The following is a 25,200-nucleotide window of genomic DNA, read 5'->3' on the forward strand; positions in this document are numbered from 1 at the left end:
TGTGATTGTCTTGCCAAGTCTGGAAACAGTATCAGCGTCGGTGAAGAAGCGGGTATTAGAGGATTACTACAGGCCTCAGGCTTCCCGGATCAGGTCCGGCGAGTTATGCCTCGGATTATTCACCTCCGGCGAAACGGGAATGGCTTTCAGCTGTTCAGGATCCAGGCGATGGGTCACTGCTCGCAATTGTGTCCGGTCGGTGATTTCCGGATTCAGCCAGTCCCTCAGGCAGGCCGGATCAAGCACCACGGGCTGACGTTCATGGATATGCTTCAGGTGTTCGCTGGCCGGTTCGGTGATGATGGCGCAGGCGGTGGTCTCGTCGCCTTCTCTCGGGGTCCAGAGGCCGGCGAAGAAAATCGCCGGATACTTCCCGGAATTCGCTGGCGTTATGTAGTGAGGTTCTTTCCCATGTTCCGTTTGTTGCCATTCGTACCAGCCATTGGCCGGTATCAGGCAACGGTGATGGGCAAAGGCGTCCCGGAAGTATTTTGATGTGGCTGCTGTTTCTGCACGGGCATTGATCGGAGCCGGCGCTTTCTGATCCGCCCAGGCCGGCCGGAAGCCCCAGTGGGAGTGAGCCATGATCAGGCTGCCGTTCATGCTCATTCGGATCATTGGAATACCTGTGCCGGGAGGGATGTTGTAGCCGGGGTCAAAATGCCCGTCCACCTCCATGCCCTCGGGAAAGAACTCGAGGATCAGGGTGTCCGGTGGGGTATAGAAGGTGAATCGTCCGCACATGATAACTGGTTGTTCCTCGCACAAATCCCGGTGCTGAAAGCCCACGGTTCTGGATTCTGTTAACCTTAGCAGATGCTGAAACTATCCAACGCTGTTGAACTTGCTGACTGGGAAATCGAAATCACCCAGATCCGGGCCCAGGGTGCCGGCGGCCAGAACGTGAATAAAGTCGCCTCCGCGGTGCACCTGCGCTTCGATATTCCCCATTCCTCTCTGCCACCGTTTTACAAGGAGCGGCTGATGTCGCTCAATGATCAGCGAATCAGTAAAGAGGGTGTGCTGATCATCAAGGCGCAATCTTTCCGAACCCTGGAGTTGAACAAGGAGGATGCGCTGGAGCGGCTGAAAGAGCTGATCCAGGAGGCCGTAAAACCCCGCAAGGCCCGACGTCCCACCAAACCGACCCGGTCCTCACAGCGCAAGCGTGTGGACAAGAAGACCAAAAAAGGTAAAACCAAGGCCCTGCGGGGCAAGGTCCAGGTTTAGGCCTAAGCCTGTTCGCTACCCCGGGACTCCAGCTGCTCCAGGAAAACCCTGATGTCGTCGAAGGCCTCCTCCGCTTCCGGAAGTAAGGGCACAAAGATCTGCCATACGTGCACCATTCCCGGCCAGGTATGAAGGGTAACCGGAGAACCTGCTGCTTCTGCCCGCGCGGCGTAACGCCGGGCATTGTCCAGCAGCATCTCGGTGTCGCTGGCCTGTATGAGCGTTGGGGGCAGGTCCTTCAGATTCCCCCGTAATGGTGAGGCAACAGGGCTGGTTGGGGAAACCCGGAATGCCGCCAGTGTGGCCCACCAGATGACCGGCAGCGGGATTTTCGACAGGCCACCAAACACAGGCCCGAGCAGTGGATCGGAACCGATGTTGTTGCGGTTGCTCGGCGCGGTCAGGGTCAGATCGGTGGATGGTGAGAACGCGATGGCGGCATCCGCCTGGCGCAGGCCATTGTCACGAATCCACGCAATCAGCCCGAGAGTATGGCTACCGCCGGCAGAATCCCCGGCGACCACCATGAAATCAGCCGGTTCGGCGCCATCAGGGCCGTGTTTCAGGAGCCATGTATAGGCTTCGCGGCAATCCCTTACACCGTCCATAAACCGGTTCTCCGGCATTAAACGGTAGTCCAGTGCGAACACTGCGGCTCTGGTTATCTGCGATAAACGGTCGGTAATGGCCCGATGGCTTCTGGGGCTGCCAGCGGCCCAGGCGCCACCATGAATGTACAGGATTCGGCGGCGGGTATCACATCCCGGGGCGAGAACCCATTCGCCACAGGGTGACTCGCAATGACGCAGCTCCGAGGCCAGTTCGATGCCTTCACTCAGCCCGTCCATGTGTTTTCGGAGTGCCATCAACCGCGCCTTACCGCGCAGGCCTTTTGAAGATTGCCCCAGCTCGCGGATGCGTCCCAGCACTTCCCGGTTGGCTTCGCTGGGTGTTGCGTCTTTGATCGGGTAATCATCCCGATCCAGATGAGACAGATCCTCAAGCCGGAACAGAAGCAGGGTTGCGGCAACGATGAACACGATGATGGCGAGAATAATCCAGAGCATGGTCGATCCGTATGTTATTGGCCCCACCGGGCAGGTCGAACTATCCTTCAAATGATACTCGCAGATTTGTCCCGGTTCTGCCCGGAACGGTCACAGAAGGAGTCGCGTGTTGCAAATAGCCTATCGGGCCAGAGACATAACCGAAGCCCACATTGTGGCTGGTCTGTTGGAAGCCAACGGTATTGAGGCCCATGTCGGAGGCCATTACCTTCAGGGTGCCATGGGTGATATTGGTGCCGCGGGCTTCAGCAACGTGCATGTCGATGATGAGGATCTCTACCGGGCGCGGCAACTGGTGTCCGAGTATGAGCAGACGTCAGGCAGCAGTCTCAGCCGGGCTGCCAGCGACCAAGAGGATCGCCCCGACCACTACGCCCGCTGGTTTCTGTTGGCCCTGGCCATCGTCGCTCTCATCCTGCTGCAGATCTACTGACTGATCGGTCTGGGGTCACCGGGCGTAGCCCTACCCACACTTCCCAAGCAACAGGAGAAAAAGCTTATGGCAGATCAACCTGTAATGCTGATTACTGGCGCGTCGTCAGGCATCGGCGCGGAAACAGCGCGAGCGGCCGCGAAACAGGGCTATCGGCTGGTTCTGGCCGCGCGCTCTGAAGACAAACTGAAAGGCCTGCAGCAGGAGCTGGGTGGCGAAGAAAAGGTGTTGACGGTCCAGTGCGACGTCCAGAGCGGTGATGACCAGAAAAACATGGTCGACCAGGCCCTGAAAACCTTTGGCCGCATTGATGCGGTGTTTGCCAACGCCGGCCGCGGTGGTGAGCCGGGCGGATTCAGCGGTGCTGACCCGGACGTCTGGAAGGATATGATCCTCACCAATATTTACGGTGTGGGCCTGACCCTCCAGCATTGCATGCCGGCGCTCAAAGAGAGCAAGGGCCACTTGCTGTTAACCGGCTCTGCGGCAGGCCGTGCCACCATTCCCGGTTCCATGTACAGTGCGACCAAATGGGCGGTAACCGCCATTGGCTATGGTGTTCGTGAGGAGCTTCGAGGCTTTGGTATCCGCGTTACCCTGATCGAACCGGGCATGGTGGACACGCCCTTCTTTGATGAACGTCCTGGCCATGCATTGAAGCCGGAGGACATTGCCAATGCGGTCATGTATGCCGTGGCTCAGCCGGCACATGTTGATGTAAATGAAATTCTTGTCCGGCCCACGCCCAAGGTTGAGTAACCGGTAGGGGCGGTCGTAACGGAGGTTGTTTTGAGTCAAACCGATCGCGTCGCATTGGTGACCGGCGGCGCCAAAGGCATCGGCCGGGGCATTGTGCTTCACCTGGCCGCTGCTGGCTGGAAGGTGGCGTTCTGTGACACCGACAGTGCCGTCGGTGAGCGGTTGGCCGCCGGTGCAGATTATGCACTGCACTTTCTGCCCGGCGATGTGGCTTCGGAAACCGATGTGGAGCGCATCGTTGCCGAAGCCCTTCGCTGGGGCGGCCGTCTGGACGCCGTTATCAATAATGCCGGAATCGCCAACCCCGAGACGGGGCCGATTGAGGAACTGAGCCTGGATCAGTGGCAGCGCCGCCTGGACGTGAACCTGACCGGGCCGTTCCTGGTCACCAAGCATGCGGTGCCGCACCTTCGAAAAACGAAAGGCGCTATCGTTAATATGGCCTCCACAAGGGCGCTTCAGTCCGAGCCGGACACCGAGGCATACGCCGCTACCAAGGGTGGCATTGTGGCACTCACTCATGCCCTTGCTGTGAGCCTGGGGCCCGATGTCCGCGTTAACTGCATCAGTCCCGGCTGGATCGATACCCGGGCCTGGCAGGGCGGCGCAGAGCCGGTTGAACCGCTTTCCGAAAACGACCACCTGCAGCACCCGGCGGGCAGGGTAGGGCAACCTGGGGATATTGCCTCCTTGGTGGCCTACCTCATTTCGCCGGAGGCCTCGTTTATCACTGGCCAGAATTTTGTGGCCGATGGCGGCATGGTGCGCAAGATGATCTACGAGGAATAGAGCGTTGCCACGGCTTTTTTTCGGGCTGGAGCTTCCGGCTGAAATCAAGGCCCGGTTGTTGAAGGTCAGATCACCGGTGACAGGCGCCAGATGGCAGAGTGCTGAGCAATTGCACGTCACTCTCCTGTTTCTGGGGAAGGTGAGCGCGGAAGGTCTCGAAGCCGTAGCCAGTTCAGCCCGTGAGATAGATTCGGAATCCTTCCCGCTTGAGGTTGCCGGCGTTGGTTGTTTCGGCCAGCCCGAAAGGCCGAAGAATCTATGGGCCGGTGTTCAGCCGGTGGCACCGGTGGCTGCGCTGCACCAGACTCTCGGGCGGCGACTGGAGAATCTGGGCTTTGTGGCTGAACGTCGGGCATTTCGCCCGCACATTACGCTGGCCCGTTTCAAACGCCAGCCGGGTTCTGTTGAACCGTTGTTGGTTGAATATGGTGACTATGGATTCGGCCAGTTCCAGGTTACTGAATTTGTGCTTTTTGAAAGCAAACCTGGCCCGGCCGGTTCCGTGTATTCAGTGGTCGATCGCTTCTCCCTGCGCAACGCCGGATAGCCGATTTGTCTTGACGAATCCCTGTCGTCCCACCAAAGATGAGGGGAAATCAACGCCTTTCCTGAGGTGTCTATGTGCCCCCCGTTTTCCGATCCTGATCAGCGTCTGTACGTCCGCAATGCCACGCTTGCAGATATCACAGGCATCATCCAGCTCAGTCGCCGGGTTTATGAAGGCACGGGCATGTACGGCTATACCAAGGGGCCGTTGACCGGGCAGATCAATACCTTTCCCGACGGCCAGTTTGTTGCCATGCTCGGAGACACCGTGGTCGGCTACTGCGCCACGTTCCGGATCGCGGAAGAGATTGCACTCGCTGCCCACGACTGGACCTCCATCACCGGTAACGGTTATGCCTCGCGGCATGACCCGGAGGGGGACTGGTTGTACGGGATGGAAGTCTGTGTTGATCCGGAATGCCGGGGTTACCGCATTGGGGAGCGGCTCTACAACGAGCGCAAGCAGTTATGCCAGGCCCTGAACCTGCAGGGAGTGGTGTTTGCCGGCCGTTTGCCGAGCCTGCGCCAGCGGCTGAAGAAGTTCACGAGCGTCGAGGAATATGTGGAGGCCATTCGAAGCAAGGAACAGAAGGATCCGGTGCTTTCCTTCCAGCTTCATCAGGGCTTCGAAGTGCACGGAATTATTCCGCATTATCTCGATGCGGACCATGATTCCATGGGCTATGGTATTCATCTGGTCTGGCGTAACCCGAAAGTACCCCAGTCGGAGAACAACGGCCGTCGGAAGCGCTACGGTCAACGAATGCGCGATACCGTTCGCATAGGCACGGTTCAGTACCAGCAACGCCCGGTGGGATCGTTCGACGAATTCAGCGAGATTGTCCGCTATTTTGTCGATGTTGTTTCCACCTACAAGGGCGACTTTGTGGTGTTCCCCGAGCTGTTCACCCTGCAACTGCTTTCCATCGAAGCCCGCAAGGGCAGCCCCGCCGAGACCTTTGCCGCAGTCACCCACTACGCAGAGCGTTATCGTGAACTGATGCGGGATCTGGCTCTGCGCCACAACATCAATATTGTCGCCGGCTCAACGCCAGTCCGTGAGGAAGACGGCACCATCCGGAACATGGCGTACGTGTTTCTCAGGGATGGCCAGGTGTTCAGCCAGCCCAAGATCCATCCGACGCCCAACGAGGCGTTCTGGTGGAACGTTCAGGGCGGCAACCGGGTCAGCGCCATCGAGACGGACTGCGGCACCATCGGTGTGCTGATCTGCTACGACGCGGAGTTCCCGGAATTGACCCGCCACCTGGTGGACCAGGGCGTGCATATCATCTTTGTGCCTTTCTGTACCGATGAGCGGCAGAGCTACCTGCGGGTTCGCTATTGTTGCCAGGCCAGAGCTGTAGAGAATCAGGTTTACGTGGTGATGTCCGGCAACGTCGGCAACCTGCCGAACGTACCGAATATGGAAATCCAGTACGGCCAGAGCTGCATCCTGACGCCCTGCGACTTTCCCTTCGCCCGGGATGGCATCGCCGCTGACACCGAGCCCAACGTGGAGACGGTTGCCTTTGCGGATCTGCGCCCGGAAGTACTGATCACTGCCCGCAACAGTGGTACCGTTAAAAACCTTCAGGACCGCCGGCACGATCTGTACAGCGTGACCTGGCGTGGTGAGTAAACCGAGCCGACAGGAGCGTCGTTTTGCCCAGTAGAGGGTCTGTAAAGCCTGAACGCATCGGCCGCGGGTTTCTTTGGGCCGGTGGTATGGCTCTGGTGGCCTGGCCCCTGGCGGTTGCAGGCTGGTCCTTTGCCATTGAACAGAGCTCGGTGGGTATGGCATTGCCGGATATACGGTCCGGCGGATGGGAAGTAACAGGCAGCCGTGCAGATGTCCGGCCTTTTGTGACCGCCAACGGTGATGTCGCAACCATCGATTTTGCCCCTTCGTCTCTTGTTCTGACGGAACATCTCACGTTTGTCGGTGCAGACCAGCCGCTGACGCTCAACAACCTGCGCACGGATCTCAGCAATACAACGGTAACCCTGGACTATGGCGCAAATGGCCCCTGGGCGCAGCGCATTTCCATTGATGGCGACATCAGGGTCGATGCCGGGCGCGTCGAACATCCGCAATTACTGCCGCAAACGTGGAACTTCCAGGGAAGGGCAAAGGGCCGCCTGGCAGATCTCAGGGTGCAGGGCACCTTGGCTTCCGAGTCCGGCTTTACGGCTGATCTCGATATCCAGCTCAATCCCGAAGGCGGCGTATCCGTCGCCATCGACTCTGTTATCGACGGTAAACAGGGCGTTCAGGCCCTGGCAGAAACCCTGGTCGGATGGCCGGATCTGCTGACAGTGGATTCTGGCAATGCCCGGTTGTCGATGGAAGTTTCGACCGGTCAGGGTGGTGAAGTTGCTGCCAGTGGCAGTGCCGAGCTGCAGGGTGTTGGTGGTGTTTTTAACCGGACCGCAGTGTCCGGACTCACCGGCCAGGTGCGGGGATCGCTGGAAAATTCCCGGATTACGACCCGTTTCAGGGACATGACCGTTGGCGAGATCAATGCCGGCATTCCCGTCACCTCGGTTCTTTTTTCCGGGAGTTACAGCGCGCCGGTCACGGAGCTGCTGGCCGGCACTCTGGAGGTTCAGCAGGCCAGGGCCCGGTTCCTCGAAGGTACCCTCAGAGTGCCTCCTGCCAGGTACGATTTGGGCGGTGGGTCTGGCCGCATCCCTGTGGAGATTGAGGACGTCTCCCTCAGCCGTCTGATGGCCGTGTATCCAGCCGAAGGACTTTCTGGAAGCGGGTTGCTTCGTGGGCGAGTTCCTCTGGGCATCAGTGGCGATGGGGTGCAGGTGAGTGCAGGCAGTATTTCCGCAATAGATCCTGGCGGCCGTTTGCAGTTGCCGGCGGACAAGCTCCAGGCGATGCTCGGTGGCAACCAGGCCATGGACATCGTGGTCCAGGCGTTGCAAAACTTTCACTATTCAGTCCTCAACAGCACGATAGACTACGATGAACAGGGTAAGTTGAGCCTTGGCCTTCGCCTCGAAGGTAAGAATCCGGACCTGAGGGGTGGGCAGCCGGTGGTACTCAATGTCAATCTTGAGGAAGACATTCCCGCGCTGCTCACCAGCCTGCAGTTGAGTGGCAGGGTCAATGAAGCTGTTACCAGGCGCGTCCGGAAATTGCTGCAGGAATCCGGTGAGGAGAAAGCACCATGATAAAACCCGTGCGGCCCTGGTGGCCTGAAAGGTCGCCCATGGCAAGAACACTGATGATACTGATGCTTCCTCTGGCGATGGCTGCCTGCACGCCGACAGTGCAGATGGCTGCGCCAAAGGAGCCGATTACGGTCAACCTGAACGTGAAAATCCAGCACGAAATCTACGTGAAAGTGGATAAGGAAGTGGATGACCTGTTCAGCGAACAGGGCTTGTTCTGACTGTGTCCGGAAAGTTTGAGGGGTTGAAGATGAAACGATTGATACAGATGTTTGCGCTGGTTCTGGCGTTCGGTATCAGCGCCTCCGTGCTTGCCATGGGGCTGGATGAAGCCAAACAGAAACTGGACTCGGTCAAGCAGCAGGGGCTGGTTGGAGAAACACCGACGGGTTATCTGGAAGTGGTGCGCGCCGAAGGGCAGGCGAAGGAAGTGGTGGAAGCCATTAACAGCGCCCGTCGGGATGAGTACAAGCGCATTGCCGAAAAACACAACATTCCGGTAACCCAGGTGGAGACGGTTGCAGGCAAGAAGGCGATTGAGAAGACTCCGTCCGGCCAGTATGTGCAAATGGGCGGTAAGTGGGTGAAAAAGTAGCCCGGCGCGGCCAGGTGCGAGCCTCGCTTACCGTTTAACGCTCTTTTGCCTTGGCTTGCCGCCTTTTGGCCGTTTGCCCGATGCCGGCTTTTTGCCAGGTGCGGGCTTGCCTTTCGGGCCGGGGCGCCTGGCGCCACCGGGCTTACCTGGTGCGGATGCAGAGCCAGGCTTGCGATCAGGCTTTGGTTTGGCCTTCGTTCCGGACTTCTTTTTTGCTGGCTTGCCAGCGCCGGGCGGGGCTTCGGAAGACGAATCCCGGATGGCATCGAACAGCCCGGCCAGCTCTTTCTCGCTCAGGTCCCGCCACTGGCCCACCGCAAGCCCTTTCAGGCTCACGTTCATGATCCGGATCCGTTCCAGTTTGGTAACCTCGTAGCCAAAATACTCGCACATGCGACGGATCTGGCGATTGAGGCCCTGAACCAGGGTGATCCGGAAGACAAATCGTGACTCCCGCGACACCTTGCACTTTTTCGTCATGGTTCCGAGGATCGGCACACCATTGGCCATACCCTCCACGAATTCCCGGGTGACCGGCTTGTCGACGGTAACCAGGTATTCCTTTTCGTGGTTGTTGCCCGCCCGCAGTATCTTGTTGACCAGGTCGCCGTTGCTGGTCATAAAGATGAGGCCCTGGGAGTCCTTGTCCAGACGTCCGATCGGGAAGATGCGTTCGCTGTGACCCACAAAGCGCTGGATATTGTGTTTCTCCGCGCTGTCCGTGGTGCTGACAATCCCTACCGGCTTGTTCAGTGCAATGAACACGAGATCTTCTTCAGCCCGTGGCTCGATCACCTGGCCGTTCACCTTGACCGTGTCACCCGGAAGCACCTGGTCGCCCACGGTTGCTCGTTTGCCGTTGATGTAGACGTTGCCTTGCTCGATATAGCGATCGGCCTCCCGGCGGGAGCACATGCCGCTTTCGCTGATGTATTTGTTGAGCCGGGTGGAATTGCCAGTGGTCATCGGGTGTCCGGTTGCCAGTGAGAATGACGGGCATCATATCAGTCTGGAACCCCGGTCGCAGCAGGGGTGGTTCTTTCCCGGCGTCTCTGCCATTCTTTGCGCCTATCCTTAAAACCAACAAACCCTGAGCCGCCATGGAAAAGACACGCATCACCATTGTTGCCGTTACCTGCATTGCCCTGTTTTTCCTGACCAACTACCTGTTCCGGTATCTGATCGGATTTACCGGGTTGCTGGCCTCATTGGTCATTGCGGCCCTGATTGCCGTCTACATGAGCTTCTCAATCGCACGGACCCTTGAGCGTTTGCCGATGCCTGAGGAGCGCTCACGGGCGCTGTGGATCTATGGCGGTTTTCTGGGCGCCCTGTTCGTCGCCTTCGGGGCCTGGATGTTCCTGGATGCCGGCATGGATGCAGTCACCCTCGCCACGCTGTTTGTTCACTATCTGCCCTATCCGGCACTTGCCCACGCCCTGCTATCAGACAAGGCCGTCGGACTGTTCCTGAAAGAGGATCGTCCTGGCGGATAAATTGTTATAATATAACATTTTGATTCTTAGAGGAGTGCCTCCGGCGCCATGGCTCAACCTATTCCTACCAGCCTGATACTTGGTTTTCTGGGTGTCGGTAAAACCACCGCCATTCTGGATCTTCTGAAAAGCAAACCGGAAAACGAGGTCTGGGCGGTTCTGGTCAACGAGTTCGGCGAGGTGGGCATCGATGGCGCCATGCTGAAGACCGAAGGCGCCTTCATCAAGGAAATACCCGGCGGATGCATGTGCTGTGTTGCCGGCCTGCCGATGCAGATAGGGCTCAACCAGCTGATTCACAAGGCAAAGCCCGATCGTCTGTTGATTGAGCCGACCGGGCTCGGTCACCCCTCTCAGATTCTGGACACCCTGACCAGCGAGCACTACCAGGATGTACTCGCCATGGGCCCTGTAATCTGCCTGGTGGACCCCCGAAGGCTCGAAGAACCGAAGGTGCTCGGCAATGTGCAGTTCCGGGATCAGGTGGCTGCGGCGGATATTCTCGTTGCCAACAAGACTGATCTTTGCACCCCGGAGCAACTGACTCATTTTGATGAGTGGGCCGCACAACTGGAACCCGCCAAGCGGGCGATTCACCACACGCGGTTCGGGCATCTGGCACCGGGCTGGCTGGACGGCCAATCGGATGCCCTGCCGGTGACCGATCCGGAAGCTCACCATCACCACCATCATAAGACTGCATCGCCGGCCCCCACTATTGATGACGAGCCCTGGCAACAGATTACCAATCAGGGACAGGGGCATTTCAGTGTTGGCTGGCGCATACATCCGGAACTGATACTCGATGAGAACGCATTGCTGGTGATGGCCATGGACTCGGCCTTTGTGCGCTTCAAGGCTGTCGTTCAGACCGTGGACGGCTGGCGGGCGATCAATGTGGTTGATGGAGCCCTGACCGTTATTCAGGGTGAACCGCAAGCCTACAGCCGGGCAGAGATCATAGCGTCCGATCAGATTGACGCCCGGGAACTCGATGCCCGCATGAGGGCGGCCGCGGGACTTGATCCGAGGTGAGGGCGTGAGTCATTGTCCGGTGTGCGAGCAGGGCAGTCTCTCGGATTTCCGTTCAGTGAAGGCCCAGCGTTACCTTCGATGTGATGTCTGCGAGGCGACGGTGATGGATGCGTCCTGCCGGTTATCGCCTGAGCAGGAGCGGGAAATTTACCAACTGCATGATAATGACCCGTCTCATCCGGGGTACCGGACATTTCTCTCGAAACTGACAGAACCTCTGCTTGAGCGCCTGCCATCGGGCGCCAGCGGCCTGGATTTCGGCTGCGGCCCCGGCCCTGCACTGGCGCAGATGCTTGAGGCGGAAGGCATGGCAGTCAGTCTCTACGATCCCTATTTTTATCCCTCAGCAGTGGCTCTCGATCAGACCTACGATTTCATAACCTGTACCGAAGTGGTAGAGCATCTTTACGCCCCCGCTGGCGTTTTCAGGGAACTCGACCGGATGCTGAAGCCCGGTGGTTGGCTGGGTGTGATGACCTGCTTCCAGACCGACGATGACCGGTTCGACAACTGGCATTATCGCCGTGACCCGACCCATGTGGTCTTCTACCGGGAATTCACCTTCAAGCTGCTCGCTAACCGCTTCGGCTGGCGCCTGGAAATACCGAGAAAGGATGTGGCTCTGTTCCGGAAGCCAGCCTAGGGGGCTTCCCTTGGGCACTCGGGAAGTGCAGGACACTGTTCCGCGGATGTGGTGCCTTCTTGTTTGAGCAATTCTGATTCACCGAAGCGGTCCGGTGTCAGTGCGGCGGCGCATCTCGCCGCCTGGGTCGCAACGTTTGTGCAGCCGCTCGCCTGCAGCGCGAAAGCGAGGTTGTTCCAGCCTTCGGCGAATTTCGGAAAACGTTTCACCGCGCGCAAGAAATGCTCCTGTGCTTCGCCTCGGTGGCCCAACTGCCAGGCAAGGTTGCCTCTGGCCATAGTGGCCGTCGGTTGGTCCGGCCAGGTCGTCTCGGCTGTCTTATAGGCCATGCCAGCGGCTGTGGTTCGGCCGGTTGTCTCGAGGTCGTGGGCCGATTGGAGAAAGCGGAGTGGTTTTGCCGTGGCAGGCACCCGGTCGGGCGGAAGGATGGTTACGGCCCAGTTATCGGCCCGCCCCCAGGTATTGGCGAAAACTTCCAGATCGATCGCTTCATGCTTGCGGGTATCGGTGTGGAGTATCAGGTCTCGCTCGCCGGCGTCATAGCCGATCACAACCGCAAAGTGCCATTGGGGCCACCAGCCAAACCTAAGATTTTGCATCACCAGGACTGGATTGCCTGCTGCGATCTCGGTCAGGACACTTTTTAATCTACCGTCCAGCGGGTAAACCAACATGCCATGGGCGCGTGCGCCGGCGATCATTTCGACCTGAAGGGAGCCTTCCCGGCCCGGAATATAAACCAGCTCCTTGAGAATATCGGGATTGGATGAAAGGCCCTGGCTGTTCAGCATCATTGCCAGCGACGCAGGCCCGCACTGATACCTTTCCTGGGGGTAGAAAGGTACGTCGTCCAGCACAACCCTGTCGGGCAGCATGGCCTGGTGAGTTTCGGGCGCTGGCCATTTGGGAGCACTGGCGCAACCGGCCAGCAGGCTGACCAGTAACATCAGGATCAGCCTGCTGGATGTCGCTTCTAGAGAGGGAAAAATGACAGCCACTGATCCCGCTATCGAATGCAGTTCACGAACGGGAAGACATTCGTAGCACAGAGCATATCGGTGATAATGAATACCAGCAGGAACAACACAATGATGCCGACCACATCCTGCCCTGCAGGGGCCTCGGCGAGCTGACGTTCAAAATCCGCCAGTTCCGCGGGCGTGAGGTTCTGGATGCGTTCCTTGACCTGGTCCTGGCTGACCCCAAGGTCTGCCAACTTGGCCTGCACATCCTGTCTGTCGAGCATGCTGATCAGCTCCTGCCGGTCCAGCTGAACCTGTTGTTGCCCGATCATTTCGCCGGTTCCAACCATGCCGGCGGTAGCGGTGGCCGACCAGACGGAACCAAGAGCCATCATCATGGCCATAAAAAAGGAAACGTACCTCAAGTGCTTGCGAATGCCTGACATGGGTCACTCCTGCTCGTTGGCTACTTCCGGTGTAGCGGTTTGTTAGTCATCTTGCACTAACCGGACGATAAAACAGTCGGTTGCGTTCCCTCAACATACGAATCGTTCAGGATTCACAAACCTGCAGCTTTCGTTCCGGCCAATGGAGTATAGCCGAGCGTGCGACCATTCGGCTGGCGAGGTCTGGGTACGCCTGGCGGATAACGTTGGCACCGAACTCTGCCAGGAACGCCGATTTCAGTTCTGCCCGGGCCTTCTGGGTGCCCGGTTCCTGGTAGGGCGCGGAGCAGAGCAGCAGGAAACCATCATCCGGAACACGTCCATTATCCATGTTGCTCTTTATGATCCCGGCGGCCTGGCGGATGGGATGGGACAGATCCGGGCTGTAAGGGCCGATGATCAGGGCTACGTTGGGTGCGTGCAGGAAATCGAACCCCCTGCCAAGGCAGATGACCCACTCCCGGTGCTCTATGTTCAGTTCCCGGTCAAAACGCCGAATCTCGTTCACGTGCCGGATATTGCCCTCAACCAGGGGCAGCAGATCACGCTGAACCGGTTCCGGCATATCCGGACAAAGGGAGGCGATTTCGGAGGCCATATCGGCAAGTCGCGTTACAGGAATGGTAGACAGATCCAGCGTTCGCTCCTGGCTACCGTGCAGAACCAGTGCATCCTCGTCGCTCTCGAAACCACATACCAGGGGATAGACCGTTCGGTGGCCGTTTCCGAACAGCTTCTCGACCTGGCTTCGGATCTGGAACGCATGGCGCATGGCGGCCTCACGATCGCAGTCAAAGCCGGCGCAGCCCCGTTCCCGTGAACCTTTTGAATAGTGGTAGGTAATGATGATCAGCACCCGTCGTCCCTGGGTTACGGCTTGCTGGACCGTGTCCGCCAGCATGTCGCCAAGGTAGGGCCAGCCCAGCTCAAAGATCCCGCCAAGGTTCCGGAACGGGTGAATGACACCAAGAGGCGTCTGGGTCACGTAGGGCAGGTGGATGCGGCCATCCATGCACTTCATCGCAATGATCTGGGTATTGTGCTCTGCCAGGTAGCGCTGCCTGGCCAGATGGTTTTCCGGGCTACAGAAGCTGGCCGAATGGGCCCGGCTGAGCTCCATCAGCCAGTCGATACGCTCTGCGATAGGGCGCGCATGCACGGGTGTTGTCATGGCTTTTGTCCTGTTCTGTTCAGAAGGTCGACAGGCCGGTCGCCTCCATAATCCGGTAGCGCCAATAGCGAAGTCTGGATTCGTCGGCCCAACGCTCGTAGGGCAGGCTCATCACCGGATCGTCGCCAGGGCCTTTTTGCCATTGCTCGTCAAAGAATCGCCGGGCTCCGCTCGCAACCTGTGACTGCTCCACCACCGATACCCAGACATCGGTCTCGAGATTCAGATCGTCGAGATTGCGCCGGGTAAAATTGGCCGAACCCAGGAGCAGTTCTGTTGCGCCGTTTTCTCTGGCCAACATCAACAGTTTAGTGTGGCATTGCTCACCCAGGGTATTACACCAACGTACCGGAACGCCCGCGCGAACCAGTTCCATGGCGACCTGCCTGTTGGGAATGCCACTCTTCTGGTGGCCGAAGGCCTCGTTGTTGGCATCAAGCAGAACTCGCAGTGCAACGCCCCGTCTGGCGGCGTCGACCAGGGCTGTGACAATATCGCGATGTGAGAGGTAAAACATGGCCATGTCCAGCTGATCACCGGCCGAGGCCTCTTGAATCATGGACAGAGCCTGATCCCGGATTTCCGATTCGGTCAGCACTGCCACCAGGGGGATTTCGGATTTCTGCGGTTCTCCAGTGACTTCGGGAGCCATGCTGATTCGCTCATCAATGGGCGTGGTGTCCGCTCCCGACATGGCGAGAACCGCCCGCTCGCTTTTCAGCAGATCAAAGACCGCCGGCCCCGTGAAGCTAAGCCCCAGGTTGCTATGCCGGCTGCTGCCGTCGTGGGGGTTGGCCGAGGTAACGATGGCCCTCAGGGAGCCCGCCTCATCCGCGACCATAAGCTTGCGATGGTTGGCCTTGAAGTTCAGTAGGGCGAGATAGCTTCGAAGGGTAACAGGCCTGGTGCCCAGGGCGTTGTCCAGCCAGCCTCCATCGGGGTTGTTGCCGAACCACTGACAACACAGCCGCCAGATTGAAGACCAGGTGGGATTACTGTCCCGTAGCGGCCGGAGTGCCGTCTCCACAACCGGAATGCCACCATCGCGCAGGGCTTGAAACCAGGGTGAGGTCGTGCCGCCATACATGGTGTTCAGGGGGTCGGAGATAACCGTAATGGATAGCTCCGGTTTTTCCGCTTTTCTCGCCAGCAGGGCCTCTGTGAGCTGTTGAGCCAGAGGCCGGTGGGCTACATCCTCCGGCTTGGTGCTGTTGAACAGAAACATGTCGATGAGAATGAACTCGTTGGCTTGTCCCACAAGCCGGAACACCTCGTCGAAGATTTCATGGTCTCGCTCCTCACGGCCGTTCTGATAGTGACGGGTGACGTCTGTCAGCAGGACGGGTTCCTCCAATGGCACCGCGGTTCCACGATAGCTGATGCCTGGCGGCAGTGGCTTTTGGGTGTGGTAAAGGCCGATGCCGGCCAGGGTGAGCAACAGCAGGAGAATCAGTAACTTCAGTGTCATGTGTGTATTTCCATCATCCCTGAGGTAAACGACGGCATAACTATACGTGACCTCTCTCTCAGGTAAACAAACACTTACAAAAAACACCCCGGTCGTTGTATCGAAGTTCCGCCACGCTTTCTAAACTAGTCAGATCAACCATTTATAACAAAGTTGCCTGTGAACGCCATACTCTCTTTCATACCGCGCCTGTTCAGTCTGCGGGCCGTTATTCTCGTTCTGGCTGTTGTGTTTGCCCTCATGGGGGACCAGCTTGCCCTCGTTGGCTGGGCTGACCGTGCGCTATTCAGCATTCTCGGCGTGCCAGAGGGCGCGACCCCGGCCACGATTCTCCCGCAGGAGGCATTCGGGCCGGCTATGGCTGATCGGGGGCTTTCGGAACCACTCTGGTCCGACATGGCGGTGACCGCCGGGCTGGCAATTGCGGCACTGTATCTGGTGCTTGCAATTCCGGCGATGGGCGCGGCCGTTTCCCTGCCGGTCACTCTTTTGCTTGGTGGCTCGCTCGTGGTGATCCAGGCGGCTTTGATGTTCTACCGCAATGCCTGGGTGCCGTTTGGCGTGGTGCTCACGTTGCTGGTGGTCGGTTACGTGGTGATGCTGTTCTGGCTGCAGCCCCGCAAACACATCCGTGCACTGACAGATAATGTGCGGGATGCGCGGCTGAAGCTGGCCAAGGTATTTCTGCAACAAGGTCATACAGACGAGGCCCTCGAAGCGCTGGATCGCTGCCCCGACTGTGAAAGCGAGATCGAGCTGCGCTACGACGCCGCCATCCAGCAGGAGCGCAAGCGCCAGTACGACAAGGCGGTCAGCACCTACCGCAGTATTCAGGAGCGAAAGAAAGGTTTTCGGGATACCGCCGCGAGGCTGTCGGCATTGGAAAAGCTCGCGCCGGATAACTCGTTGATGCAGGGAGGGAGTTTCGACAATACCCGCACCCTGTTGATGCCCGAGCCCGCCGTTAGTCGCCCGACCCTCGGAAGGTACGAAATCGAGCGGGAGATTGGCCGAGGGGCCATGGGTGTGGTTTATCTGGGCAAGGATCCGAAGATTGCCCGTACCGTTGCCATCAAGACTCTCAGCTACCAGGCGTTTGATGATGGACAGCTTCAGGATCTCAAGGAGCGATTCTTCCGGGAGGCAGAAGCCGCTGGCCGCCTGAGCCACCCGGCTATCGTCACCGTGTATGACGTCGGCGAGGAGGCAGACCTCGCCTATATCGCCATGGACTATGCGAAAGGACGTCCGCTCAGTGAATTCGGCAGAACCGGACGGTTACTGCCCCTGCCCAGGGTTCTGGATATCGTTGCCCGCGTGGCGGACGCTCTGGCCTACGCTCACAGCCAGAAAATCGTCCACCGCGACATCAAGCCCGGGAATATCATCTTCAATCCCGACAATGGCGATATAAAGATCACCGATTTCGGCATTGCCAAGATCTCCGATGACTCGCGAACCCGCACCGGCGCGGTAATGGGCAGCCCATTGTATATGTCGCCGGAGCAGTTGAAGGGTCAGAAGGTAACCGGTGCCTCCGATATCTACAGCCTGGGCGTAACGCTTTATAAGCTGGTGAGCGGCGAAACGCCCTATCAGGGCGATACCCTGGCCAACCTGACCTACCAGATTCTTAACAAGCGCCCACGCAGCGTCCGCGAGTTCAACGCGGATCTGCCAAACGGGGTGGTCCGTCTGATCAACAAGGCTATCCAGCGCGAGCCGGACAAGCGCTTTGCCAGTGCCGCCACCATGGCCGAGGCCGTGCGTCGTCTGGCCGTTCGTGAGGCTGGCCAGGAGGTGTCGTCCTGATGCGATATCACGTTGCCGGCCAGAGTCATCGCGGGGCCGTCCGGGAATCAAACCAGGATGTGGTGGACTGGCGGATCAATGATGCGGGTGACCAGGCGTTGTTGGTGGTTGCTGACGGTATGGGCGGTCACCAGGGAGGCGAGGTTGCCAGTCGCCTTGCGGTTGATGCCATCATCGAATCCCTTGAGCCTGAAATCGCCGGTGCCTCGAGCGGCACCACGGATGCGGATATCCGGGGAAAACTGGATCGGGCCTTCAGGTTGGCCAATGAGCGCATAGTGAGCCGCCGTTCCGGGGATCCAAGACTTGAAAAAATGGGCACGACACTGGTGGTGGCCTGGTTGAGTGGCAATCAGGCGCATATTGCTCACATTGGCGATTCCCGTTGCTACAGCCTGCGTGGCAGCCAGGCGCTGTGTCTCACGCGGGACGATACCGTGGTCCAGAACATGCTGGAAGACGGCAGCATTACCAGGGCCGACGTGCCCAATGTGCCGTTCCGGAATGTCCTGACCAGGGCCGTGGGAACGGTGGAGCAGGCGGCCCCCAGTTATCGGCGTGAAACGCTTGATGAAGGAGATGTGCTGCTGCTGTGTTCCGATGGGTTAACTGATTCGGTTCCGGAATACCGGTGGCTTGAAATCCATAAGGAAAGTGACGGCATGGAGCGCACGGTTCAGGCAATGATTGATGCCGGCCTGGCAAACGAGGCGGGTGACAATGTGTCTGTGGTATTACTGACGTTGGAGTATTGAGGAAACTGACATGGCTTCGCTTTCGCAACTGGTGGATAACGTTGTTGTTAACACCTTTGAACTCGGTCAACCGGAAACGCGCATCGGTCGGCGCCCGGACAACGATATCCAGATTGATGAAATTTCTGTGAGCGGCCAGCACGCCCTGATAGAAGCGGTGCCCAATGCCTATCTGGAAGGTACGGTGGATTACTACATTACCGACAGCAACAGCACCAATGGCACTTTTGTGAACGAATTGCGGGTTGCTGACCGCCAGCGTCTCAACAGCAACGACATGGTGCGCATTGGCTGGAATGAGTTCCGTTTCATCGATGAAGAAGAGCAGGCAATGGAAAAAACCGCCTATATCCTCGACTGACCCTAACGGTTGGCCCGCGAATTACCGGATCCGATCCTGAACAAATCTGCTGAAACGGGAAAGCAGCGAGGACGCATCCGGCGCTGGCTTTACGCCGGCGATCAGGGCCTCCGCATCAAGCCCCTCCCGTGTCAGGTCGGGCGCCTGGACCTTCAGGTAGGCGCTCATAATGGCGTCCGTGAACTCTGGATGGAACTGCACGCCCCAGGCGCAGGGACCAATTCTGAAAGCCTGATGAGGCTCGAACTGGTTGCGTCCCAGCAACACCGCGCCTTCAGGCAGGCGCAGCACGGACTGCCGGTGTGTCAGCTGGGCCGGAAATTTTTCCGGTAGCTCCCGGAACAGGACATCGGAAGCTGCCTCGGGAAGGAGTTCAACCTCGTGGGTGCCGGTTTCCCGGCCATTCGGATGGTAACCAGCTTCCCCGCCCAGCGCGTGGGCCAGTAACTGGTGGCCATAGCAGACACCAAGCACCGGCACTTCGCTTCTGACGGCTTTTACCAGCCAACGCCCCGCGTTCTCGCTCCACTCGGCCCGGTCGCTCACCATGGCAGGGGAGCCCGTCACCACGATGCCGTCCCAGTCTTCAGGATTCCCCGGCAGTTCACCGGCCTCGGCATTGGCAACGGTGATATCCAGCTCGTCTGACAACCCGCGCAGGAACCACTCGTCAAAATCGCCAAACCTTGCCCGAATGTCCGGGTAGGTGGTGCCTGTTTTAAGGACCACCACGCGCGCCTTGCGGTTTGTGGGAGCGTTCTGTTGCATGGTGCTATCTTCCTGCGAGGCCAGCGGGCCGGGTTGTTTACTGCTCTGGCAGTTCGGCGTTGTGGAACACGTTCTGCACGTCGTCCAGTTCGTTCAGCATGTCGAGGAATTTCTCGAACATGGGGATGTCGTCGCCTTCCACCATTGTGGTGGTTTTGGGCAGGAACTGGATTTCATCTACTTCAAAATCGATGTCTTCGATTGCGTCCACGAGTGCCTGGCGAGCCTTGGCGTATTCGGTGTTCGGTGTGAACACGGTAATCAGGCCATCTTCGTTCTCGATGTCGGTTACATCGACATCCGCTTCCATCAGCGCCTCGAGTACGGCCTCTTCATCCTCGCCCTTGAACGCAAAAATAGCGCTGTGGTCGAACATGTGAGACACGGCTCCGGGCGTGCCGATCTTGCACTTGGTCTTGGTGAAGGCCAGGCGCACGTCGCCAAAGGTGCGGTTCGGGTTATCGGTCAGGCAGTCCACGATCACCATGCAGTTGCCCGGTCCGTAGCCTTCGTAGCGAGCTGCAGCATAGTCTTCGCCGGCGCCACCCTTGGCCTTGTCGATGGCCTTTTCAATGACGTGCGAAGGCACCTGGTCTTTCTTGGCCCGCTCGATCAGTCCGCGCAGGGACAGGTTGGCCTGGGGATCGGGGCCTCCGGACTTGGCGCTCATGTAAATCTCGCGGCCGTACTTGCTGTAGACCTTGGTTTTTGCCGCAGCCGTCTTGGCCATGGATTCTTTGCGGTTCTGGTAGGCTCTGCCCATCTGCGCTGCCTCTTGGTTCTCTGGAAAAGGCCGGATTTTACTCAACATTGCCGGTTTGGGACAGGCTTATTTGGCCCCTGTTCCGGGATGGTTTTCACGATCCGCCAATACCAAGGTGCCAGCAGGACAGCACTTTTGATGCACAGACCTATAGGCAAGCCACTGCTAGCGTGAGAGGACAACTGGCAGGCGTCGGGGAACAGAATGCAAAGACAAAGCGCAACGCAGACAATGGTTCGTATGCTGTTTCTGTGCCTGGTCTTTTCATGCTCGTTGGCGAGTGCCGGGGGTAACGAGAACGGCGATCAGGACCAGGTGGCACGGGACATGATCCGGGTTCTCAACGCTTATGTCGTCTACAAGATGGGGCAATATGAATCGGCCTTCGAGCAGTATCTGGAGCTGGCAGAGGAGGGCAGCCGCCAGGGCATGCTGAATGTGGCCAACATGTATGCCCAGGGGCAGGGCGTTGAACAAAACCAGGAGAAAGCCTTCCAGTGGTACCTGCGGGCAGCCGACAGTGGTGATTCCATCAGTATGGTCGAAGTGGCCATGGCCTATGAAGAGGGCAGGGGAACCGTCCTGGATAAAGACGAAGCACTCAGTTGGTATCGCCGAGCTGCGGAAGCGGGAAACAGTGATGCCCGCTGGCGGCTGGGAAAAAGCCTTTTTGACGAAGGCCGCATGGCTGAAGGCTTGTGTCTGATCCGGCTGGCGGCAGTTGACGGCGGCCAGCCCTCAGCACAGCAGTTCCTGTCAGCGCTGGGGCCGAGTACCGGACCGGAGAATAAATTGCCCCGGTCTCGGTGCTCGCCTTCCGGCAGTTAAACGTAATCGACCGGGCGCCGGTAGTTTTCCTGGGTCATCAGGTCGATGCCGCACTCCATATCGCTGACCCAGTTCAGGAAGCGATCAACCATCACCGGTCCTTCGAAGCGTTTGCCGTGCTGGGGCACAATCATCGAAACATCCATGTCGCGGACCATGTTCGCCCAGAGTTGGCAAACCTTCCGGGAGGCAATGTAGCGCCGATGGAAGCCGATCATGCTCGGTATGTGCTTGTCGAAGTCCTTTACTGGCAGGTGATCGTCCTCGCCACCCATGGAGGCGCCCAGGTCGCCCGAGAACAGAATCTTCGAGACCGGATCATAGAACTGCAGGTTGCCGACCGAATGCATGAAGTGGGCTGGCAGACATTGCAGATAGGATTCCCCGAACTTCACATTGGCGCCGGCATCTGGAACGCTAACGATGCGGTCGTATACGCTGCCGCTGAGCTGGTTGGTCACGTAGCTGGAAACCAGGTGCGGAAGGAACCGGGCCCAGAGTTTCGAAGTTACGATCTTCGCGCGGGTATGAACGATCCAGCGGTCGATGGCACCGATGATGTCCGGGTCCTGGTGAGAGGCGAACACGTAATCCATGTCGCGGATGTTCATGTAGCGTGATGCCGCCACCGACAGCGGGGTGTAGGTGAGGTCACCACCCGGGTCGATCAGTGCTTCATGTTTACCGTCGACAATCAGGAACTGGTTGGACTGGACGCCCTCTCCGGTTACCAGGGAATCGAACATCAGGCATTTGTGGTGTCCGTTATCGAACAGGACAATGGGTTCGGCTGCCATTTCGGTCTCCCGCAAAATACAGTTTGATCCGGCCGGAATGGCCGGATATTGCAAGCTGCGCGGAGATTACAAAATTGACAAAAGCCAACTCTTGCCTCAGGTCAATTCTCTGATATTCCTCAAGTAACGATTTGTTGTTGCCGGCTCTCAGGCCAGCTGTGGTACCCGTTTGATCCCGCGGCGAATACCCTGTTCAAGGGCGCTGCTGACGACCTTCCCGGTGAACGGTACGATGTCTTCGAAGGTGATGGTGTAGTTCACCCGGGTGTGACCTTCCGGTGTGTCCTCGAAACGGATTCTTCCCAGATGGTTGCGGATCGGGCTCATGCTGGTGATGGTGTATTCGATCAGTGAATCCGGCTCGAAGCTGGTCACCGTTTCTTCCAGACCGACCGGCCCGATGCCGATTTTGCGAACGGAGCCGATGCCGTTGGGATCAGCCTGATCGCTGTCCTTGATTCGTTTGACCGGTGCTCCCAGCAGTTTTCCGAAACGGTAATGGTCGGCGAACAGGGCGAAAACCCGTCGTCGGGGTACGTCAAAGGTTTCATCAATTTCAATGGTGTACATGGCCATGGGCTCACTCTTTTTGTCATTCGATGCCCCCAGCCTAACCCCTTGGCTCCTACAACAAAAGTCGTAGAAGGCGGCAGGTTTCAATCTGGCCCGGGTTGACCGTTCAGTGTCGGGCGGTATGCCGGTAGTCCCGGGGTGACTGGCCCATTACCTTTTTGAAAAGCCGCGAAAAATAGTAAGCATCGTCATAGCCCAGGCGTCGGCTTATGTCTGCGAAGCTCAGGCTGCTGGTGTCCAGCATCTGGCAGGCGCGTTCCACCTTCAGGTGCAGGAAGTGCTGGATCGGGGAGGTGCCGGTCTGTTCCCGATAGCGGGTGGCAAAATGAGCCGGTGAGAGGCCGGCGAGATCGGCCAGTTGCTCCAGGCTGATACGCTCATCCAGATGCTCCCTCATATAATTGTGAATGGTTTCCAGTTCGGCCTGCCGCTCGTGCCCGGTTTCGTCGGCGTTGATCGGAACCGCAGCCAACAGTTGCCGAAGCCGGTTGGCCGCGTGGATCAGGCCGCGGGCCCGGAAACCGGTCTGTCGCACCGATAGCAGGCCATTGAAGTCAACCAGAAGCCGGGGTTGCCGGCCCAAATGACGAATCCGGGTCGGGCCGGCGAACCCCATGTAGTGTTGAAAATCTGCTGCCAGTGGTCCGGTGTAGTGCACCCAGTGAATGGTCCAGGGGTTGTCCGGATCGGCGGTATACCGATGGTTGGCACCGGCCGGCAGAAGCAGCAGATCGCCAGCCTCCACCGTGTAGGGCTCCCCGCCTACGTTCAGGAACGCACGGCCTTCCGTGCAGTAGATCAAAAGATTGTCGTGATGGTGTTCCCGATGCATGTGATGGCCGACGGCGCGCCGGTAGTGGCCGAACGCCAGCGGATAGAGATCCCGGGTCAGTGGATGGCTCGCGAGCAGTCGAATGATCGGCTCAGGCACCACGTAGCGAATGCTGTCTTTGGGCACCGGCCACTGTGAGGTTTGGGTCATTTCTGGTCTTGTTTTTTTGAGCTTTATCGAAAGATAGTCCATTACGGGCGAAATTTAGTCAATCACCCATTGGTCAATCCCGTGCTAGCCTTTGGGTAAACGTGGCCAGGAACCCTCAGGTTCCGGCCGGCTTCCCGCACAACAACAAACAGGGACATCAACATGAAAAATGTACCGTTGTATATTGCAGGTGAATTCATCCAGAGCCAGACCAAGGACTGGATTGAAGTTACCAACCCCGCCACCAACGAAGTGATCGCCAAGGCTCCGAACACGACTCATGCGGAAATGGAGCAGGCCATCAAGTATGCCGGTGAAGTATTCAAGACCTGGAAGGAAGTGCCGGTTTCCGAGCGCGCCCGGGTTATGCTCCGCTATCAGGCACTTCTGAAAAAACATCATGACGAGATTGCTGAAATCCTTTCGCAGGAAACCGGCAAAACGTTTGAAGACGCCAAAGGGGATGTCTGGCGCGGTATTGAAGTAGTTGAGCACGCTGGAAACGTCGCTTCTCTGATGATGGGCGAGACGGTTGAGAACGTTGCCCGTGAAGTGGATACCCACTCCTGGATCCAGCCGCTGGGTGTGTGCGCCGGTATTACGCCGTTCAACTTCCCGGCCATGATTCCGCTGTGGATGTTCCCAATGGCGATTGCCTGCGGTAACACCTTTATCCTCAAGCCTTCCGAGCAGGATCCGTTGACCCCCATGCGCCTTGCCGAGCTGTTTGAAGAAGCCGGTGCGCCCAAGGGCGTTCTGCAGGTGGTTCACGGTGGCAAGGAGCAGGTTGACGTACTGCTGACTGATCCCGCCATCAAGGCCGTTTCTTTTGTAGGTTCTGTGCCTGTTGGTCGTTACATCTACGAGACCGGCACCCGCAACATGAAACGTGTGCAGAGTTTCGCCGGTGCCAAGAACCACATGGTGATCCTGCCGGACGCTGACAAACAGCAGGTGATCAATGCCCTGGTTGGCGCCTCGGTTGGTGCTGCCGGCCAGCGCTGCATGGCAATTTCGGTCGCGGTCTTTGTGGGCGAAGCCCAGCAGTGGATTCCGGAGCTGAAAGAAGCCATGGCGAAAGTTCGTCCAGGCGCGTGGAACGATTCCGGTGCCAGCTATGGCCCGATCATCTCCGCGAAAGCGAAAGACCGTATCGAGTCTCTGATCGCGACCGGTGAAGCGCAGGGCGCTAACCTTCTGCTGGATGGTCGCGGCTGCACCGTAGACGGACTGCCCGATGGCAACTGGGTTGGCCCGACGCTGTTCTCCGGTGTTACCACCGAGATGGATATCTACAACGAGGAAATCTTCGGTCCCGTGCTCTCTTGCATGGAAACCGACACCCTCGGTGATGCCATCGAGCTGGTAAATAACAGCCCGTACGGCAACGGCGTCTCCATCTTTACCAGTTCCGGTGGTGCCGCGCGTCGCTTCCAGCATGAGATCGACGTAGGCCAGGTGGGCGTGAACATCCCCATTCCTGTGCCCCTGCCGTTCTTCTCGTTCACCGGCTGGAAGGGTTCCTTCTACGGTGACCAGCATGCCTACGGCAAGCAGGCGGTTCGCTTCTACACCGAAACCAAAACGGTTACCTCCCGCTGGTTCTCCAGTGAAGCGACCAGCTCGGAAGCCAACTTCTCTATCCAGTTGCGTTAATTGCGTTGAAGGTGGGGTATTTGGGCCGGAACCTGTTTCCGGCCCCTTGTTTTCCCCGCCCAATGCCAAGCCCTCTCTA

29 protein-coding genes are annotated in these 25,200 nt (G+C 58.3%); 17 read left to right on the forward strand and 12 right to left on the reverse strand.

The features are described from left to right. Positions 1 to 75 precede the first annotated feature (75 nt). Positions 76 to 744: an SOS response-associated peptidase gene (locus ACP86_RS15490; protein ID WP_008175999.1), complete on the reverse strand. Its 669-nt coding sequence runs from the start codon at positions 742 to 744 to the stop codon at positions 76 to 78. A gap of 72 nt (positions 745 to 816) precedes the next feature. Here ACP86_RS15490 and arfB point away from each other — a divergent pair, with 72 nt between their 5' ends. After that, complete coding sequence (gene arfB / locus ACP86_RS15495; RefSeq protein ID WP_008175998.1) at positions 817 to 1,230, forward strand: alternative ribosome rescue aminoacyl-tRNA hydrolase ArfB; 414 nt, start codon at positions 817 to 819, stop codon at positions 1,228 to 1,230. A gap of 2 nt (positions 1,231 to 1,232) precedes the next feature. On the opposite strand, the gene ACP86_RS15500 is transcribed toward arfB, so the two are convergent. Next, positions 1,233 to 2,297: an alpha/beta hydrolase gene (locus ACP86_RS15500; protein ID WP_053114688.1), complete on the reverse strand. Its 1,065-nt coding sequence runs from the start codon at positions 2,295 to 2,297 to the stop codon at positions 1,233 to 1,235. 106 nt (positions 2,298 to 2,403) lie between these two features. Here ACP86_RS15500 and ACP86_RS15505 point away from each other — a divergent pair, with 106 nt between their 5' ends. The 8 genes from ACP86_RS15505 (at position 2,404) to ACP86_RS15540 (ending at position 8,605) form a co-directional block, all read left to right on the forward strand. Then, the gene (locus ACP86_RS15505; protein WP_014576365.1) at positions 2,404 to 2,730 is read left to right on the forward strand and encodes a DUF2007 domain-containing protein; all 327 of its coding nucleotides are present in this window, start codon (positions 2,404 to 2,406) and stop codon (positions 2,728 to 2,730) included. 66 nt (positions 2,731 to 2,796) lie between these two features. Continuing rightward, positions 2,797 to 3,489, forward strand: a complete 693-nt coding sequence (locus ACP86_RS15510; protein WP_053114689.1) for an SDR family oxidoreductase — start codon at positions 2,797 to 2,799, stop codon at positions 3,487 to 3,489. A 30-nt stretch (positions 3,490 to 3,519) separates the two neighbouring features. Then, the gene (locus tag ACP86_RS15515; protein WP_053114690.1) at positions 3,520 to 4,278 is read left to right on the forward strand and encodes an SDR family oxidoreductase; all 759 of its coding nucleotides are present in this window, start codon (positions 3,520 to 3,522) and stop codon (positions 4,276 to 4,278) included. 4 nt (positions 4,279 to 4,282) lie between these two features. Continuing rightward, positions 4,283 to 4,825, forward strand: a complete 543-nt coding sequence (thpR, locus tag ACP86_RS15520; RefSeq protein ID WP_053114691.1) for an RNA 2',3'-cyclic phosphodiesterase — start codon at positions 4,283 to 4,285, stop codon at positions 4,823 to 4,825. Positions 4,826 to 4,897: 72 nt separating this feature from the next. Next, a complete protein-coding gene (locus tag ACP86_RS15525) occupies positions 4,898 to 6,466 on the forward strand; it encodes a bifunctional GNAT family N-acetyltransferase/carbon-nitrogen hydrolase family protein (RefSeq protein WP_053114692.1) in 1,569 nt (522 codons plus the stop codon). A 23-nt stretch (positions 6,467 to 6,489) separates the two neighbouring features. Next, entirely contained in the window at positions 6,490 to 8,010 is a 1,521-nt protein-coding gene (locus ACP86_RS15530) for a YdbH domain-containing protein (protein ID WP_227507731.1), read from the forward strand. Positions 8,011 to 8,048: 38 nt separating this feature from the next. Continuing rightward, complete coding sequence (locus ACP86_RS15535) at positions 8,049 to 8,231, forward strand: YnbE family lipoprotein (RefSeq protein ID WP_014576371.1); 183 nt, start codon at positions 8,049 to 8,051, stop codon at positions 8,229 to 8,231. A gap of 29 nt (positions 8,232 to 8,260) precedes the next feature. Beyond that, the gene (locus ACP86_RS15540) at positions 8,261 to 8,605 is read left to right on the forward strand and encodes a YdbL family protein (RefSeq protein WP_008175984.1); all 345 of its coding nucleotides are present in this window, start codon (positions 8,261 to 8,263) and stop codon (positions 8,603 to 8,605) included. 27 nt (positions 8,606 to 8,632) lie between these two features. Here the strand turns inward: ACP86_RS15540 and rluF are convergent, their stop codons facing one another. Next, positions 8,633 to 9,571 (reverse strand): 23S rRNA pseudouridine(2604) synthase RluF, encoded by a 939-nt coding sequence (rluF, locus tag ACP86_RS15545; protein WP_053114693.1) that lies wholly within the window; start codon positions 9,569 to 9,571, stop codon positions 8,633 to 8,635. A gap of 134 nt (positions 9,572 to 9,705) precedes the next feature. Between rluF and ACP86_RS15550 the strand changes: the two genes are divergently transcribed. The 3 genes from ACP86_RS15550 (at position 9,706) to ACP86_RS15560 (ending at position 11,779) form a co-directional block, all read left to right on the forward strand. Continuing rightward, positions 9,706 to 10,101 (forward strand): hypothetical protein, encoded by a 396-nt coding sequence (locus tag ACP86_RS15550; RefSeq protein ID WP_008175980.1) that lies wholly within the window; start codon positions 9,706 to 9,708, stop codon positions 10,099 to 10,101. A 48-nt stretch (positions 10,102 to 10,149) separates the two neighbouring features. After that, the gene (locus ACP86_RS15555) at positions 10,150 to 11,136 is read left to right on the forward strand and encodes a CobW family GTP-binding protein (RefSeq protein ID WP_053114694.1); all 987 of its coding nucleotides are present in this window, start codon (positions 10,150 to 10,152) and stop codon (positions 11,134 to 11,136) included. 103 nt (positions 11,137 to 11,239) lie between these two features. Next, positions 11,240 to 11,779, forward strand: a complete 540-nt coding sequence (locus ACP86_RS15560; RefSeq protein WP_241956182.1) for a class I SAM-dependent methyltransferase — start codon at positions 11,240 to 11,242, stop codon at positions 11,777 to 11,779. Here the strand turns inward: ACP86_RS15560 and ACP86_RS15565 are convergent. The 4 genes from ACP86_RS15565 to ACP86_RS15580 all read right to left on the reverse strand — a co-directional run bounded on the left by ACP86_RS15565 (position 11,776) and on the right by ACP86_RS15580 (position 15,826). Next, complete coding sequence (locus ACP86_RS15565) at positions 11,776 to 12,726, reverse strand: PA2778 family cysteine peptidase (RefSeq protein ID WP_053114695.1); 951 nt, start codon at positions 12,724 to 12,726, stop codon at positions 11,776 to 11,778. The genes ACP86_RS15560 and ACP86_RS15565 overlap by 4 nt on opposite strands. A gap of 59 nt (positions 12,727 to 12,785) precedes the next feature. After that, positions 12,786 to 13,187 (reverse strand): PA2779 family protein, encoded by a 402-nt coding sequence (locus ACP86_RS15570; protein ID WP_041645035.1) that lies wholly within the window; start codon positions 13,185 to 13,187, stop codon positions 12,786 to 12,788. Between the two features lie 106 nt (positions 13,188 to 13,293). Then, the gene (locus tag ACP86_RS15575; RefSeq protein ID WP_053114696.1) at positions 13,294 to 14,358 is read right to left on the reverse strand and encodes a carboxysome shell carbonic anhydrase domain-containg protein; all 1,065 of its coding nucleotides are present in this window, start codon (positions 14,356 to 14,358) and stop codon (positions 13,294 to 13,296) included. 19 nt (positions 14,359 to 14,377) lie between these two features. After that, complete coding sequence (locus tag ACP86_RS15580) at positions 14,378 to 15,826, reverse strand: phospholipase D family protein (protein WP_008175968.1); 1,449 nt, start codon at positions 15,824 to 15,826, stop codon at positions 14,378 to 14,380. 159 nt (positions 15,827 to 15,985) lie between these two features. Between ACP86_RS15580 and ACP86_RS15585 the strand changes: the two genes are divergently transcribed. Genes ACP86_RS15585 through ACP86_RS15595 form a run of 3 tightly spaced genes read left to right on the forward strand, consistent with a single transcriptional unit; the run spans position 15,986 to position 18,754 of the window. After that, on the forward strand, positions 15,986 to 17,638 hold the full coding sequence (locus ACP86_RS15585) for a serine/threonine-protein kinase (protein ID WP_053114697.1): 1,653 nt from the start codon (positions 15,986 to 15,988) through the stop codon (positions 17,636 to 17,638). Next, positions 17,638 to 18,393 carry a protein phosphatase 2C domain-containing protein gene (locus ACP86_RS15590; RefSeq protein WP_008175964.1) on the forward strand — a complete coding sequence of 252 codons (756 nt, stop codon included), beginning with the start codon at positions 17,638 to 17,640 and terminating at the stop codon, positions 18,391 to 18,393. The genes ACP86_RS15585 and ACP86_RS15590 overlap by 1 nt, the downstream gene beginning before the upstream one ends. 10 nt (positions 18,394 to 18,403) lie before the next feature. Further along, complete coding sequence (locus ACP86_RS15595) at positions 18,404 to 18,754, forward strand: FHA domain-containing protein (protein WP_008175962.1); 351 nt, start codon at positions 18,404 to 18,406, stop codon at positions 18,752 to 18,754. A 21-nt stretch (positions 18,755 to 18,775) separates the two neighbouring features. On the opposite strand, the gene ACP86_RS15600 is transcribed toward ACP86_RS15595, so the two are convergent. Together ACP86_RS15600 and ACP86_RS15605 are read right to left on the reverse strand one after the other, a co-directional pair. Further along, positions 18,776 to 19,522 (reverse strand): glutamine amidotransferase, encoded by a 747-nt coding sequence (locus tag ACP86_RS15600; protein ID WP_008175960.1) that lies wholly within the window; start codon positions 19,520 to 19,522, stop codon positions 18,776 to 18,778. A gap of 37 nt (positions 19,523 to 19,559) precedes the next feature. After that, positions 19,560 to 20,285, reverse strand: coding sequence for a YebC/PmpR family DNA-binding transcriptional regulator (locus ACP86_RS15605; protein ID WP_008175958.1), 726 nt, complete (start codon positions 20,283 to 20,285; stop codon positions 19,560 to 19,562). A gap of 204 nt (positions 20,286 to 20,489) precedes the next feature. Here ACP86_RS15605 and ACP86_RS15610 point away from each other — a divergent pair, with 204 nt between their 5' ends. Continuing rightward, positions 20,490 to 21,113: a tetratricopeptide repeat protein gene (locus ACP86_RS15610; RefSeq protein WP_227507733.1), complete on the forward strand. Its 624-nt coding sequence runs from the start codon at positions 20,490 to 20,492 to the stop codon at positions 21,111 to 21,113. On the opposite strand, the gene ACP86_RS15615 is transcribed toward ACP86_RS15610, so the two are convergent. The 3 genes from ACP86_RS15615 to ACP86_RS15625 form a co-directional block, all read right to left on the reverse strand. Then, positions 21,110 to 21,910, reverse strand: coding sequence for an MBL fold metallo-hydrolase (locus ACP86_RS15615; RefSeq protein ID WP_008175954.1), 801 nt, complete (start codon positions 21,908 to 21,910; stop codon positions 21,110 to 21,112). The genes ACP86_RS15610 and ACP86_RS15615 overlap by 4 nt on opposite strands. Before the next feature lie 147 nt (positions 21,911 to 22,057). Continuing rightward, a complete protein-coding gene (locus tag ACP86_RS15620; protein WP_008175952.1) occupies positions 22,058 to 22,486 on the reverse strand; it encodes an SRPBCC family protein in 429 nt (142 codons plus the stop codon). Between the two features lie 103 nt (positions 22,487 to 22,589). Next, positions 22,590 to 23,465 carry an AraC family transcriptional regulator gene (locus ACP86_RS15625; protein WP_053114699.1) on the reverse strand — a complete coding sequence of 292 codons (876 nt, stop codon included), beginning with the start codon at positions 23,463 to 23,465 and terminating at the stop codon, positions 22,590 to 22,592. Between the two features lie 162 nt (positions 23,466 to 23,627). On the opposite strand from ACP86_RS15625, the gene ACP86_RS15630 reads away from it, so the two are divergent. Then, complete coding sequence (locus tag ACP86_RS15630; protein WP_008175948.1) at positions 23,628 to 25,121, forward strand: CoA-acylating methylmalonate-semialdehyde dehydrogenase; 1,494 nt, start codon at positions 23,628 to 23,630, stop codon at positions 25,119 to 25,121. The last annotated feature ends 79 nt before the right edge of the window (positions 25,122 to 25,200 follow it).

The organism is Marinobacter sp. CP1 (assembly GCF_001266795.1).
Classification (GTDB): domain Bacteria; phylum Pseudomonadota; class Gammaproteobacteria; order Pseudomonadales; family Oleiphilaceae; genus Marinobacter; species Marinobacter flavimaris.

Coding starts and splice junctions, on each gene's coding strand:
- ACP86_RS15620 (WP_008175952.1), bottom strand. CDS start 22,486: ATGGCCATGTACACCATTGAAATTGATGAAACCTTTGACGTACCCCGA.
- ACP86_RS15550 (WP_008175980.1), top strand. CDS start 9,706: ATGGAAAAGACACGCATCACCATTGTTGCCGTTACCTGCATTGCCCTG.
- ACP86_RS15500 (WP_053114688.1), bottom strand. CDS start 2,297: ATGCTCTGGATTATTCTCGCCATCATCGTGTTCATCGTTGCCGCAACC.
- ACP86_RS15540 (WP_008175984.1), top strand. CDS start 8,261: ATGAAACGATTGATACAGATGTTTGCGCTGGTTCTGGCGTTCGGTATC.
- ACP86_RS15510 (WP_053114689.1), top strand. CDS start 2,797: ATGGCAGATCAACCTGTAATGCTGATTACTGGCGCGTCGTCAGGCATC.
- ACP86_RS15535 (WP_014576371.1), top strand. CDS start 8,049: ATGGCAAGAACACTGATGATACTGATGCTTCCTCTGGCGATGGCTGCC.
- arfB (WP_008175998.1), top strand. CDS start 817: ATGCTGAAACTATCCAACGCTGTTGAACTTGCTGACTGGGAAATCGAA.
- ACP86_RS15600 (WP_008175960.1), bottom strand. CDS start 19,522: ATGCAACAGAACGCTCCCACAAACCGCAAGGCGCGCGTGGTGGTCCTT.
- ACP86_RS15570 (WP_041645035.1), bottom strand. CDS start 13,187: ATGTCAGGCATTCGCAAGCACTTGAGGTACGTTTCCTTTTTTATGGCC.
- ACP86_RS15560 (WP_241956182.1), top strand. CDS start 11,240: ATGGATGCGTCCTGCCGGTTATCGCCTGAGCAGGAGCGGGAAATTTAC.
- rluF (WP_053114693.1), bottom strand. CDS start 9,571: ATGACCACTGGCAATTCCACCCGGCTCAACAAATACATCAGCGAAAGC.
- ACP86_RS15595 (WP_008175962.1), top strand. CDS start 18,404: ATGGCTTCGCTTTCGCAACTGGTGGATAACGTTGTTGTTAACACCTTT.
- ACP86_RS15590 (WP_008175964.1), top strand. CDS start 17,638: ATGCGATATCACGTTGCCGGCCAGAGTCATCGCGGGGCCGTCCGGGAA.
- ACP86_RS15580 (WP_008175968.1), bottom strand. CDS start 15,826: ATGACACTGAAGTTACTGATTCTCCTGCTGTTGCTCACCCTGGCCGGC.
- ACP86_RS15630 (WP_008175948.1), top strand. CDS start 23,628: ATGAAAAATGTACCGTTGTATATTGCAGGTGAATTCATCCAGAGCCAG.
- ACP86_RS15555 (WP_053114694.1), top strand. CDS start 10,150: ATGGCTCAACCTATTCCTACCAGCCTGATACTTGGTTTTCTGGGTGTC.
- ACP86_RS15490 (WP_008175999.1), bottom strand. CDS start 744: ATGTGCGGACGATTCACCTTCTATACCCCACCGGACACCCTGATCCTC.
- ACP86_RS15565 (WP_053114695.1), bottom strand. CDS start 12,726: ATGTTACTGGTCAGCCTGCTGGCCGGTTGCGCCAGTGCTCCCAAATGG.
- ACP86_RS15625 (WP_053114699.1), bottom strand. CDS start 23,465: ATGACCCAAACCTCACAGTGGCCGGTGCCCAAAGACAGCATTCGCTAC.
- ACP86_RS15605 (WP_008175958.1), bottom strand. CDS start 20,285: ATGGGCAGAGCCTACCAGAACCGCAAAGAATCCATGGCCAAGACGGCT.
- ACP86_RS15615 (WP_008175954.1), bottom strand. CDS start 21,910: ATGGCAGCCGAACCCATTGTCCTGTTCGATAACGGACACCACAAATGC.
- ACP86_RS15525 (WP_053114692.1), top strand. CDS start 4,898: ATGTGCCCCCCGTTTTCCGATCCTGATCAGCGTCTGTACGTCCGCAAT.
- ACP86_RS15610 (WP_227507733.1), top strand. CDS start 20,490: ATGCAAAGACAAAGCGCAACGCAGACAATGGTTCGTATGCTGTTTCTG.
- ACP86_RS15575 (WP_053114696.1), bottom strand. CDS start 14,358: ATGACAACACCCGTGCATGCGCGCCCTATCGCAGAGCGTATCGACTGG.